This is a genomic window from Methylobacter tundripaludum SV96 (assembly GCF_000190755.2).
In the GTDB taxonomy this organism is placed as follows: Bacteria; Pseudomonadota; Gammaproteobacteria; order Methylococcales; family Methylomonadaceae; genus Methylobacter_A; species Methylobacter_A tundripaludum.
Genome location: NZ_JH109152.1, coordinates 751,596 through 764,009, shown reverse-complemented (window position 1 = coordinate 764,009; position 12,414 = coordinate 751,596). Strand labels below are relative to the sequence as shown.

Below are 12,414 nucleotides of genomic sequence, written 5' to 3'. Positions count from 1 at the left end.
AATTCTCAGTTAAGCTAACGGCATCGGCTGTAAATAAAGATTATCGACAAAGACTTCTTCATAAGTGCTGACTTGCGACAAATTAACCATTTCAACATAGCGCTTCAATTCATTTAATTGTTCATCGCGATTCGGGCTGGAAAGCAATTGTTCACAACCCATTAACGCGGCATTACCGCACAATTCGACTCTTTCAGGCGCACAACCCGGTAATAAACCTATGGCTTGAGCATGTTGAATATTTAAGAACTGCCCAAAAGAGCCCGCAATACATAGCCGTGTTAAATCTGCCGATGACGCCCCTGCGATGCTAAGCAGTTTACTAATACCGGCACCTGTAGCCGCTTTGGCACGTTGAAAAATATCAATATCCTGTTTTTTAACAGTAACACGATAATGCAAATTGACTAACTCGATTTCCAATTCGGAAACCGCTTTGGCAAAACGACCGTTTTTTTTCAACTGTCCCGATTCCAGCAAACAGGCCATCACATCGCACAAACCCGAACCGCATAATCCTTTAATCTCGCTTGTATCGATCAATGTGCCGATCAATGCACCGTGAAACTCTCCTGTCGCGGCATCATAGTTAACATGGCTAATCGCCCCCTGTTCGGCGGCAACACCGCAGCTAATGCCGCAGCCTTCAAACGCAGGGCCGCCGGGGACGGAAGTGATCCATAATCTGTTCTGATGCCACAAGGCTATTTCGGTATTGGTGCCGAAATCAATAAACAACGCACTGCCCGGACTGTGCATTAAACCTACGGCCAGTATGCCAACCAATAGATCGGAGCCGACAAAACCGGCTACCGGCTGAACAGACGCAATAGGGATTTGCGTTTGCCGCAATGTTGAAAAGTTTAAAGTACAATCGACGGCTTGCGTCCAATACGCGGGTTGCAATAATTGTTCAGCATGCTTGTTGGCTAGCAATGCCAACATAGCGGTATTGCCGACCAGCAAAATTTCCGTAACAGCCAACTTTTTAGTGTCTATCCACTCCGTCACCACCCGCTCTACCGTGTCCTGTATCAACTCGCTCATCGCCGGACCAGCGCTTTTATCCGTCGTAGCGGCGGTCAATCGATTCAGTATATCCGTGCCGTAGTAGGTTTGCGGATTAAATCCGCAATACCCCGCGATACGCCGCTGATGCACGCTATCCCAAAGACTGATGCGTACTTGCGTTGAACCCAAATCAACGGCCACAGCATAGCGGGCATTCGCCGTTACTAACGGCGAATGAATGCTTAAAGTATCCAGCGCTTCGATAGTCAGCGGATTAATGAGGCTAACACTTGCGTGATCAATCAACGTCATCTGACAGGCGAGACGAATGCCTTGGGCGATTTGCCCGGCGCTAAGATGTTTCTGTTCATACTGCGTCAACCCACTGGCCGCGCCTTGGTCGATACGCACCTGACACAGACCGCATGTACCTTTACCCTGACACGCTGAACGCACCCGCGTATGCTCGTACGTTGCCAACAAGTTGAATAAGTTGCAAGGCGATGTGAAGGTAATATCGGCGAGGTGCCGATGGTTTAAGTTAACCGAAAGTATGAACATTGTTGTTTGCTATTCATATTGAGTGTATTTATTTCGAATAGCAATAAAGTCATCCAAATGATCAAAAAACAGCGTAACCATATCCGGATCAAAATGCTTGCCTTTTTCTTGTTGAAAAATCTCTAAAATTTTGTCCAGACTCTTCGCAGGCTTATAACATCGTATGGCCCCCAGTGCATCAAACACATCGGCAACAGCGGTAATACGTCCTGCCACACTGATTTCTTCGCCTTTAAGACCGGAGGGATAGCCGGTACCGTCCCATTTTTCATGATGTTCCAAAGTAATAGTCGCCGCCAATTTAAATAACGGGCGTTGTGACACACTGAGCATCTGAAAACCCAAATGACTGTGAGTTTTCATAATCTTCCATTCTTCAGCGGTTAATTCTCCTGGTTTATTCAAAATACTATCTGGAATAGCCACTTTGCCGATGTCGTGCATGGAAGCGGCTTGTTTTATCAGCTCCAGATCTTCATAACCATATAATTTTGCCAATAAATACGAATATTCTGCGACACGTTTTACATGCAATCCCGTTTCATGAGAACGGGTTTCACAAATCTGCCCCATGGTAAAAATAAGTTCTTGCTGAGTATCAATGATTTCCTGATTCAAAACCTCAATTTCATGGATGCTAAAAGCTATTCTTGCTTCCATATCATCTTCATAGGCTTTTAATTGCAAATGGGTAGCAACACGAGCCTTTACTTCTTCAAATTGAAAAGGCTTATTAATATAATCAAGAGCGCCCACATTAAAAGCTTGGATTTTATCGGTAACATCATTTAATGCACTGATAAATAACACAGGAATATTTTTTGTTTCAGGGTTATCTTTTAACGCCGTACAGACTTCATAACCACTCATTTCAGGCATTTTAATATCCAGCAGAATCAAGTCCGGCTTTTTTGTAGCAACCGCTTGTAATGCCATAGCGCCATTGTTAGCAGGCCGTACTTTATAGCCCTCTTCCTTTAACAGGGTCGATAATAGCTGCAAGTTAGCCAATGTATCATCGACAATTAAAATATCCGCTGTATATTCCAAAGGTAATCCTTTAAGCATGATTTTGATAAACCTAAAATTTTTTACTAAAAATAACATGTACTGAAGAAACAATAAGACTCAACTTGATGGGTCAATATTTTTCCGAACACAAAAAACCTTCGTTTTCGTGAACAGTTGGCTCACTCGCGTCAGATTATAAACAGAATAGTACGTTAAAGTACCTATTCGTCAATAACTGCCGGTAATAAATCAATGATCTGAAGTGATTACGATAACGGGATGACTAAACCGGCATTAAATCTGTAAAATAGAGGTTTTTTATTGTCCAGCTCCTTAAATCATAATGCGTACTACTCAATTCCCGCTCAATACCGTTAAAGAAACTCCGGCCGATGCTGAAATAGCCAGCCATCAATTGATGATCCGCGCCGGGCTGATCCGCAAACTGGCCGCAGGTCTTTACACGTGGTTGCCCTTGGGGCTGCGGGTCATGCGCAAGGTCGAAAAAATCACCCGCGAAGAAATGGAAAAAACCGGGGCGCTGGAAGTGTTGATGCCCGGTCTGCAACCGGCCGAACTGTGGCAGGAAACCGGACGCTGGGAACAATACGGCCCGGAACTGGCGCGGTTAAAAGACCGTCATGACCGCGATTTTTGCCTTGGCCCCACGCACGAAGAAATCATTACCGATCTGGCGCGCAACGAGATCAAAAGCTACAAGCAACTGCCTATCACTTATTACCAGATTCAATCCAAGTTCCGCGATGAAATCCGTCCCCGTTTCGGTGTGATGCGTTCGCGCGAATTCATCATGAAAGACGCTTATTCGTTTCATTTGGATCATGAATCGTTGCAGGTCACCTACGAGGCGATGCATCAGGCTTATACCAATATTTTTAATCATTTGGGATTAAATTTTCGCGCGGTAATCGCCGACTCGGGTTCTATAGGCGGCGCGGTATCGCATGAATTCCATGTGTTGGCCGATTCCGGCGAAGATGCGATTGCGTTCTCAACCGACAGCGAATATGCCGCCAATGTCGAAAAAGCCGAATCGGTGATGCCGATCGGTACTCGCGGTTCGGCTACCGAAGCGTTAACGCTGATCGATACGCCCAACCAGCACAGCATCGAAGAAGTCTGCGGTTTTTTAAACATCCCCGCCACGCAATGCCTCAAGACTTTGATCGTTAAAGGCGAAGAAGACACGCTGGTTGCGCTGCTGTTAAGAGGCGACCATAACCTTAATGATATTAAAGCGATAAAAATCGACGGCATCGCCTCCCCGCTTGAATTCGCCAGCGATGAGCAGGTGGGCAACGCCTGCAACTGCAAACCCGGCTCTATCGGCCCGATAGGCTTGAACATCAAGATCATTGCCGACCGAAGCGTGACTTTAATGTCTAACTTCGTGTGCGGCGCGAACCAGGACGACAAGCATTATAAAGGCGTCAACTGGGAACGCGATTTACCTGTTCCTGATCACATTGCCGATCTGCGCATGGTGGTTGAAGGCGACCCCAGCCCGGACGGCAAAGGTCAAATCACGCTGGCTCGCGGCATTGAAGTCGGCCATATCTTCCAGCTGGGCACCAAGTACAGCGAAGCGATGAAAGCCGGCGTCATCAACGAAGGCGGCAAAAACCAGATCATGACCATGGGTTGTTACGGTATCGGCATCTCCCGCGTCGTCGCCGCCGCGATCGAACAGAACCATGACGATAAAGGCATCATCTGGCCGACTAATCTTGCGCCTTTCCAGGTCGCGCTGTGCCCGATGAACATGCACAAATCGGAGCGTCTGAAAGAGGCCTCGGAGAAGTTGTATCAGGACTTGCTGGCGGCCGGAATCGATGTGTTATTCGATGACAGGAAAGTCCGCGCCGGGTTTATGTTTTCCGACATGGAATTGATCGGCATCCCGCATTGTATCGTTGTTGGCGACCGCGGTCTGGATTCCGGCACGGTTGAATACAAGGCCAGAACGGCTGAAGCAAACGAGGAAATCCCGTTTGCGGATATTATTGATTTTTTGAAGGCGAAGTTGGGTTAAAAGGCACTGGTATTTTCAGCCATGGATGGCAACGCCCAACTCTCAAACATTTATAGCTATTTGAAACCAGTTTTTTGATGTATTTTTCACAGCCCTGTGCTCTGGATCCCGTCATCCCTGCCGGGATGACGGCGTTATGGCTTACGTAGATACTTATGCGTAAATACTCATCGACTATCTACACTCAGTAGAATCTCTATTCCCGCCCAATCAAATTCAACGTTCTTTCCGGCAGATTATCCGTAGTCGCCCCTTCCAAATGCAAGCGCGCATCTTCATGCACGGTGGTCATAAACAGGATTAACTGCATCTCGTGCTGCATTTTCTGTTCAAAATCTTCAGCTTCCCACATCTTATTCAACAAATATTTCGCATGATGATGAATGGTGAAGGCGACCGCCTCGGGCAGATGGGTATAACTGGCCTGAATTGAAGATTTAAGTTGATCCAACGCCGCCAGATACTGTTTATAGTCTTTAACATCCTGCTTGCACTTGGTTTTAAACATCGACAGTTCGGCGTCATGTTTAGTCTTCAACAAACTGATGTCATGCTCCAGTTGTACGCTTTTCTTTTTTAATTCGGCTTCCAGGGCTTTCTCGGCCAGGACGCGAGCGTGTTTGAGCTTGGTCTGGTCGCCCTGATTAGCCAGCTGCCATTTCAGGTTTTCATCTTTAACCGAATGAAACAGCTTAATAATTTTATTTAAAATAGTCATGCACTAAACAAGGGTGGAGATTTTTTGCTGCAATGTTAACAACGCCTCAACATCCTGTCGGCTTCGATAGCGGGCATGGTCTTGTTGCAGTTGCTGGTAAGTGGTTCCCGGCAGTTTTGCCTTGATCGACAGCAGGTCTTTATCGATGGCTTTGGACAATGACCGAATGTGCTTGCGATTATTAAGCTTCAACAGGCGTTTTCTGCTGAGCTCATTAAAATACTTTATTTGCCTGGCTTTAAAATGAAACAAGCGCTTGACCTGATCCTGCCTGGCCTGAACAAACCACAACCGCCGCTGTACCCGTTGTTTAGATGAAAAATAATCCAAAGCAGAGCGGATAATTATTTTAAAAATGCCCAATAATCCGGCGATTATCAGCACAGCAAACGCGCTTAACAGCATTGCCGTTCCCAACAGGGTCAACGCACCGGGCAAACCGGGTACGGCTAACCGCAATAACAGCTCCACCAATAAAAATACCGGTAATGAAGCCAAAATCAACAACAGGGAAATTCTAATAATCAAAATAAAAACCGTGAAGTCCAAGAAGCCGCCCTGGCAGGCGCGCCGGGTATTGTACTCAACTTTCTGCCAAAGGTTTAATCGGGCGCCTACAATTGACTGGCAACGGAGGACAATTGTTCATCATAAAGTGCGGCGATTAGATTAGCCTGATAAACCATGCCCACTAGGCGATTTTCGCTGTTCACTATCGGAATCTGCCGGTAGCCTTGGGTCGACATCAAGGAGATAAGATCGGCGATATGGGCGCTTTCAGGCAATACGGTAACCGAAGTGGTCATCATGTGGCCGACTGATTCCGGTTTATCGGTTGATACATCCGGCGTACGACGTATAAACGCCCGAAACCTGTCCTGGAAACTTTCATAGGCACTCAGATTAATAAATTTAAAAAAATCATTCCAGGTAATGATGCCAATCACCCGTCTGGCCCTGTCAATAACCGGCATGGCTTTGAGTTTTTGCTTATGCATGATTTTCCAGGCTTCTTCAACTTCCGTCCCGTATTCAACAACCGGCACATCCCTGACCATAATATCCGCGCAGATGATATTGCCTTTAAAGCGTTTAAAGCTCCGCGCCTCTGCATCGGTAAGCAATTTACGCAGATCTCCTGCCGAAACATCCATAAACATATCCATGTTTTCCAGCGCCAGCTTCAAATCCTGATCCGAAATACCGGTTTGCTGAGCAGGTTTAACTACGATGTTTTTATTACCGGAAACGGTTGGATAGTCATGTCGTAACAACCAGCGGTTAATGAATATCGCCATAACCAACATAATCAACACATTTATACCCACCGGCATCAGCACAAAACCATATCCCAGAGAACTAATAGGGTCGCCGGACAGAATGGGTGCCATCGCGGTCGCAGCGCCGGGAGGATGCAGGCAACGCAGCAACAGCATGGCAAAAATACTGCCTCCAACCGCACATGCCGATGCCAAAGCAATATCGGTAAACCACTGGGCACAAGCAACACCGATAATAGCGGATACCAATTGTCCGCCAAAAAATGACCAGGGCTGCGCTAATGGGCTGTTAGGGATAATAAATAAAATAACCGCAGAAGCGCCCATGGAAGCAACGATAATCGGATAAGCCGTGCCGATACTTAATTGCTGCGTAACCAACGCCATAATTAAAATGCTGCTGAAACTGGAAATAACAGATAGGAGCTTGCCCTTAAGGCTTAAGTTTACCGGATCAACGGTGATAAAACGGACAAGCTGACTGATATTTATCATTAAATTAAACTTCCCTCTTACGTTAATGAGGCGGCCAAACCTCGAAGCTGGGTCAAGTATAAAGTAATCAAACCGATATTTCAGAACCCTGAGGCTGGACGGGGTATTTAAAAATTATCGGCTTTACCAGACATTTATAAATTAATACTAAAACAGCGTCCCAATTATTCCGCTATGTTTTTAATGTTAAAATAAACAAATAATACCGTTTTACTTAACCTGAAATTCCTACCTATCAAAATAATACAAAATAATACAAAATAATGAATAGATTAAGAGATAAAATCCGCGACATCCCTGACTTTCCCAAACCCGGCATTATCTTCAAGGATATTACGCCGTTGGTAAAAGATCCCGCCACGTTGAGACTTGCGGTCCATCAATTACTGCAACCTTTTTTAGGCAGAAATATTACCGTGGTTGCCGGTATGGAGGCGCGCGGCTTTATCTTCGGCTCTTTGGTCGCCTGGGAATTAGGGCTTCCATTTGTACCATTAAGAAAACCGGGGAAACTGCCTTATGACGTACAAAGTGTATCGTATGACCTTGAATATGGCTCAGCCACACTGGAAGCCCATATTGACGCCTTTGATGCGAACGATCATGTTTTATTGATTGATGATCTGCTGGCTACCGGCGGAACGGCAAAAGCAAGTTGTGAATTAGTTGAACAACTGGGCGCAAAGGTAGAGGCGTGCGCATTTGTGGTGGAGCTGGACTTTCTGGAAGGAAGGGAAAAGCTGGGGAATTACGAAGTCCATTCTTTATTGCATTATTAAATAAGGCAAAGGGCGAAGGGCAAAAGACGAAAAAACCAGATTCACGACTGCTTTTTGCCTTTAGCCTTGCGCCCTTCGCCTTCCTTACCTCAGTCTTTTTGATTTTTTAAATGCATCGACTTTAGTACCGGCATCTTCAAACGATTTGGCGGTGTTATCAAATGATTGAGCGACACTGCTAAATGAATGCGAGACTTGTCTGATCTCTTTAGTGTTTGCATCCAGACTCAGGGCAAGACCTGCCTTGTTGCTTACATTGACATCACCAGACGAACCTTGTCCTGAAGCCGCGCCTTTATCGCCGTCAAGCGCTTCGTCGTCAAGACCGTCAACATCAGACGCCTCTGCCTTTCCATCCGTAGCCAGATTATTACGCCATTGCAAAAAAGATTCACGCGTAAATACATAAGGATCCAACGCGGCTTCATCAATAAATTTCAATGCGCCTTCCGCGCTGGCTCGCGCATTCAGCATGGACACCAGCTGTACAGGCATGCCTACATAACTGGCGGGATTTGCTGCCGTATCAAATACCGCTCCCGGGATGCCGCGCGCAGTTGACGGACCAAGAAGAGGCAACACCAGATAAGAACCCTGGGGTACACCCCATACCGCGAGGGTCTGGTCAAAATCTTCCTCATTTTGTTCCAGCCCTACATGCTTGGCTACATCAAACAGACCCCCTAAACCTACAGTTGAATTAATGGCAAGCCGTCCGGTATCTTCAGCGCTTTGTGAAAATTTAGCCTGTAAAACATCGTTGATAACTACATTGACGTTTTTCAGGTTATTAAAGAAGTTAAAAACACCCGTTTGCATGAACTGGGGGGTTATCCATTTATAGGCATTTGAAATAGGTTCAGCGACATAATTATCAACGTGATCGTTAAAACCAAACATTTTCCTGTTAAAGTTCTCATAAGGATCGGTCTTGTTGGCTACGGTTGGCTGCTCGACAACGCCCGTTGTTGCACAGCCGCTCAGAGCGATGGCGGCTCCGATCAATATACCTGAGAATGTTTGTTGCATTTTAACGCTACGCTTGCCGTTGTGTGGTCTGTTCATTGGCATAAAACCTATTGTTTTGAATAGTTGTCAATTTTTTCATTGATCTTGGTCATTAAAGCATCAAAGCCTTCGCGCTGGAGAATAGTGGTGTATTCCGACCTTTTCAAGGCCAAATCGCTTACACCATTGGCAATGATATTAATAATACGCCAGCTGTTGCCCTTCTCTTTTAGCATGTAATCGAACTTAACGGGCTTGTCATCAGGAACAACAAAATGAGAATGTACAACAACACCGCCTCTTGTTGTTTCTTCTTCTGAATCAAATACAAATGATTCCCCCGAGTAATCTTTAAAGTTGTGCGCATAAGAAGCAATACTCAACCGACTGAACACATCAACCAGCTTTTGTTGTTGCTCTTCGGATAACTTCTCCCACTCTTTACCGACAACAATGCGGGCGATTTTTGTCAGCTCGTGGCTGTTGGAAACAGGATCCTTGAGTTTTTCATATCTTCCTGCATAGCCTAATTTCTTGCCATCCTTCATGACGGCAATAAGGTCGGCTTGAAATTTCTCAACTACCTGTCTTGCTGTTGCCCCGCCTTCCTCCACTGCAAAAGCGTTAGCCGTTGCAAATAATAAGAACATGAAAACGACAGCCGACTTCACATTTTTCAAAACCATAATTAAAAAACCTCGTAAAACCAATTTAAATCAGGCAAAAGACCCAGGGCGAAGGGCGAAAAAAACCTCTCCTCCTTAGTCTTTAGCCTTTCGTCTTTCGCCCAAATAAATTTTAATCAACAATCTCTACTCTTACCGGAATCCCGGCAATGGTAGATGACAGTTTTTCTTTTGCATACTCAGGCGTAGCCTCAGGCACCATTTCACCCTCGGTTTTTGGACCTCTAATTGATGTCCACAACGCCTTCAACGGGTGACTTAACATATCTTCAACCGCCGTTGCTTCATAACCGCAATGCGCCATGCAGCTTGCACATTTAGGATTATTAACAGTACCGTATTTTTCCCAAGGCGTGGTATCCAGAAGCTCCTGAAAGCTTGAAACATATCCCTCATCAGCCAGCAAGTAACACGGTTTTTGCCAGCCGAATACGTTACGGGTCGGATTGCCCCATGGCGTACAATCGTAGTTTTGGTTACCCGCCAGAAAATCAAGATATAGCGACGAATGATTTAATTTCCAGTTGCGTTTTTTACCGATTTTAAAAATGCCACGGAACAAATCCTTAACATCACTGCCTTTAATAAACACATCCTGCTGAGGCGCATGTTCGTAACTGAAGCCGGGAGCAATGGTTACGCCTTCAACGCCAAGTTCCATGGCATAATCCAGAAAATCAGCTACTTCCTGGGCGTTTTCGCCTTGAAACAGGGTACAGTTTACCGTAACCCTAAAGCCTTTTTCCAATGCCAATTTTATGGCCTCAACAGCCCGTTCAAAAACACCTTCCTGGCAAACGGACGTATCATGCCTTTCCTGCATGCCATCTAAATGAATTGAAAATGTCAGATAAGGGGATGGCTTATAATCGTCAATTCTCTTTTTCAACAAGAGTGCATTGGTACACAGATAAACAAATTTCTTCCGCGCAATGATACCTTCAACAATTTGCGGCATTTCTTTATGGATAAGCGGCTCTCCCCCTGGAATTGACACCATGGGCGCATCGCATTCATCTACAGCCTGCATACATTCTTCAAATGAAAGACGCTTGTCGAGAATATCATCGGAGTAATCGATTTTACCACAGCCTGCACAGGCCAAATTGCAACGAAACAAAGGCTCAAGCATTAGCACCAAAGGATACTTCTTAACCCCTTTCAACTTTTGCTTAATCAAATAACTACCTACAGTCAACTGCTGACGTAAAGGAACTCCCACAAGCAAACCCTCCAAAAAAAAACTTTAATAAACTTAGACGCCCATACAAAATGACCGCCATGGAAACCACATATACTACGGAACGACAAAACCCTGTATCAATAAAACAACAAACAAATAATATTCACTAACATACAATCGTCTACCACTTTATCAACGACCGGAATCAATTAATATCGACAAGCCTGTTATATAATACAAGCGCTTATCTATTGTTGACTAGAATACTATCTTTTAACTGACGACTCCAGTTTTATAGTGTGCCTGCGTAAATAGCCTATACGGATCGCAACTTCACGCCTCCTCCGGAAATACGACACAAACGCCACTAACTTATTATTTTAACAAGTAATAATGCACTTTTAAAAGCCACCGAATTCGCATATTTGCAACAAAACAACATTGCTTTGCAAAATACCAACAAACAGTCTATTATTGCCACTTACCAACTTAAATTAACCCTGCCGGTCGACATCAAAAATATCATGAGTGAAACTCAAATATCCCTGGATAACCCAAAATCACTCAGCAAATTATCTGACGATCAATTTCAGGCTTTATTACTTGAAGGCGTCTCCAGAACATTTGCGCTGACCATTCCTCAGTTGCCGGAAAAGTTATACGGCGCAGTAGCCAACGCCTATCTGTTATGCCGTATTGTCGACACCATAGAAGATGAAGTGTCCCTATCTCCCGAACAAAAAAAATATTTTTGCTCAGAGTTTATACATATCGTAAAAACCGGAACCAATTCAGAGCCGTTTGCCGTAGAACTTGCGCCGCTGCTTTCCGAACAAACCATTCCTGCTGAGCACACGTTAATTCATGTATTGCCCAGGGTTATTCAAATCACTCATAAGTTTGACCCCGACCAAATCGAGGCACTGGCTTCCTGCGTGGAAACCATGGCTGAAGGCATGCCGATCTTTCAAGCCCAAGACCTGCATGGCGGCCTCGCAACGCTCGCCGACATGGACAGATACTGCTATTACGTTGCCGGCTGCGTCGGAGAAATGCTGGCCAAGCTTTTTTGCCATTACTCACCGGAAATCGCACAACACAAAGACGAACTGCTTAGCCTGTCAGTGTCTTTTGGTCAGGGACTGCAAATGACCAATATATTAAAAGATATTTGGGATGACGCCGAACGCGGCGTGTGCTGGCTGCCGCAGGATATTTTTACCGAGACAGGGTTCGATCTTAAAAACCTGACCCCGGAAACCCATTCAGAAAACTTCAGCCTAGGCCTGGAACACTTGATCAGCATCGCTCACGGCCATTTGCATAACGCCCTGAAATACACGCTGCTACTCCCTACTCATGAAACCGGCATCCGCAACTTCTGTCTTTGGGCATTAGGCATGGCCGTTTTGACCTTAAAAAAGATCAAGCAAAACCTGGATTTCAACCATTCCGATCAAGTCAAAATCACTCGCAACAGCGTTAAAGCGACTATTCTGGCGACCCGATTGACTGGACGCAGCAACACCCTGCTGACCTTACTTTTTAACTTAACAAGTCGCGAACTCAAAACGCCCGACTGGTCATACTCAACACAATCCTCAGAAGCCAAAGTAAAACTTTAAGGAC

General features: G+C 45.3%; 11 protein-coding genes. 3 read left to right on the top strand and 8 right to left on the bottom strand.

All coding sequences use genetic code 11. The features are described 5' to 3' along the window. Positions 1 to 9: 9 nt before the first annotated feature. Together METTU_RS03445 and METTU_RS03440 are read right to left on the bottom strand one after the other, a co-directional pair. On the bottom strand, positions 10 to 1,572 hold the full coding sequence (locus tag METTU_RS03445) for an ASKHA domain-containing protein (RefSeq protein ID WP_006889903.1): 1,563 nt from the start codon (positions 1,570 to 1,572) through the stop codon (positions 10 to 12). Between the two features lie 9 nt (positions 1,573 to 1,581). Continuing rightward, positions 1,582 to 2,640, bottom strand: a complete 1,059-nt coding sequence (locus METTU_RS03440) for a response regulator (RefSeq protein WP_006889902.1) — start codon at positions 2,638 to 2,640, stop codon at positions 1,582 to 1,584. 286 nt (positions 2,641 to 2,926) lie between these two features. On the opposite strand from METTU_RS03440, the gene METTU_RS03435 reads away from it, so the two are divergent. Further along, positions 2,927 to 4,636, top strand: coding sequence for a proline--tRNA ligase (locus METTU_RS03435; RefSeq protein ID WP_006889901.1), 1,710 nt, complete (start codon positions 2,927 to 2,929; stop codon positions 4,634 to 4,636). A gap of 196 nt (positions 4,637 to 4,832) precedes the next feature. Here the strand turns inward: METTU_RS03435 and METTU_RS03430 are convergent, their stop codons facing one another. From METTU_RS03430 to METTU_RS03420, 3 genes are all read right to left on the bottom strand, one after another. Then, positions 4,833 to 5,354, bottom strand: a complete 522-nt coding sequence (locus METTU_RS03430) for a hypothetical protein (protein ID WP_006889900.1) — start codon at positions 5,352 to 5,354, stop codon at positions 4,833 to 4,835. 3 nt (positions 5,355 to 5,357) lie between these two features. Beyond that, on the bottom strand, positions 5,358 to 5,882 hold the full coding sequence (locus tag METTU_RS03425) for a hypothetical protein (RefSeq protein ID WP_150107727.1): 525 nt from the start codon (positions 5,880 to 5,882) through the stop codon (positions 5,358 to 5,360). Between the two features lie 86 nt (positions 5,883 to 5,968). Further along, complete coding sequence (locus tag METTU_RS03420; RefSeq protein ID WP_006889898.1) at positions 5,969 to 7,129, bottom strand: HPP family protein; 1,161 nt, start codon at positions 7,127 to 7,129, stop codon at positions 5,969 to 5,971. A gap of 263 nt (positions 7,130 to 7,392) precedes the next feature. On the opposite strand from METTU_RS03420, the gene METTU_RS03415 reads away from it, so the two are divergent. Further along, complete coding sequence (locus METTU_RS03415; RefSeq protein ID WP_006889897.1) at positions 7,393 to 7,908, top strand: adenine phosphoribosyltransferase; 516 nt, start codon at positions 7,393 to 7,395, stop codon at positions 7,906 to 7,908. 84 nt (positions 7,909 to 7,992) lie between these two features. Here METTU_RS03415 and METTU_RS03410 read toward each other — a convergent pair whose 3' ends face one another. The 3 genes from METTU_RS03410 to hpnH form a co-directional block, all read right to left on the bottom strand. Next, positions 7,993 to 8,937: an MlaA family lipoprotein gene (locus tag METTU_RS03410; protein ID WP_254257812.1), complete on the bottom strand. Its 945-nt coding sequence runs from the start codon at positions 8,935 to 8,937 to the stop codon at positions 7,993 to 7,995. A gap of 47 nt (positions 8,938 to 8,984) precedes the next feature. Further along, positions 8,985 to 9,602 (bottom strand): ABC transporter substrate-binding protein, encoded by a 618-nt coding sequence (locus METTU_RS03405; RefSeq protein WP_006889895.1) that lies wholly within the window; start codon positions 9,600 to 9,602, stop codon positions 8,985 to 8,987. 112 nt (positions 9,603 to 9,714) lie between these two features. Next, positions 9,715 to 10,824 (bottom strand): adenosyl-hopene transferase HpnH, encoded by a 1,110-nt coding sequence (hpnH, locus tag METTU_RS03400; protein WP_006889894.1) that lies wholly within the window; start codon positions 10,822 to 10,824, stop codon positions 9,715 to 9,717. 485 nt (positions 10,825 to 11,309) lie between these two features. Here hpnH and METTU_RS03395 point away from each other — a divergent pair, with 485 nt between their 5' ends. Then, on the top strand, positions 11,310 to 12,410 hold the full coding sequence (locus METTU_RS03395) for a phytoene/squalene synthase family protein (protein ID WP_040579964.1): 1,101 nt from the start codon (positions 11,310 to 11,312) through the stop codon (positions 12,408 to 12,410). Positions 12,411 to 12,414: the final 4 nt, after the last annotated feature.

Coding starts and splice junctions, on each gene's coding strand:
- METTU_RS03435 (WP_006889901.1), top strand. CDS start 2,927: ATGCGTACTACTCAATTCCCGCTCAATACCGTTAAAGAAACTCCGGCC.
- METTU_RS03420 (WP_006889898.1), bottom strand. CDS start 7,129: ATGATAAATATCAGTCAGCTTGTCCGTTTTATCACCGTTGATCCGGTA.
- METTU_RS03440 (WP_006889902.1), bottom strand. CDS start 2,640: ATGCTTAAAGGATTACCTTTGGAATATACAGCGGATATTTTAATTGTC.
- METTU_RS03445 (WP_006889903.1), bottom strand. CDS start 1,572: ATGTTCATACTTTCGGTTAACTTAAACCATCGGCACCTCGCCGATATT.
- METTU_RS03430 (WP_006889900.1), bottom strand. CDS start 5,354: ATGACTATTTTAAATAAAATTATTAAGCTGTTTCATTCGGTTAAAGAT.
- METTU_RS03415 (WP_006889897.1), top strand. CDS start 7,393: ATGAATAGATTAAGAGATAAAATCCGCGACATCCCTGACTTTCCCAAA.
- METTU_RS03405 (WP_006889895.1), bottom strand. CDS start 9,602: ATGGTTTTGAAAAATGTGAAGTCGGCTGTCGTTTTCATGTTCTTATTA.
- METTU_RS03410 (WP_254257812.1), bottom strand. CDS start 8,937: ATGCAACAAACATTCTCAGGTATATTGATCGGAGCCGCCATCGCTCTG.
- METTU_RS03395 (WP_040579964.1), top strand. CDS start 11,310: ATGAGTGAAACTCAAATATCCCTGGATAACCCAAAATCACTCAGCAAA.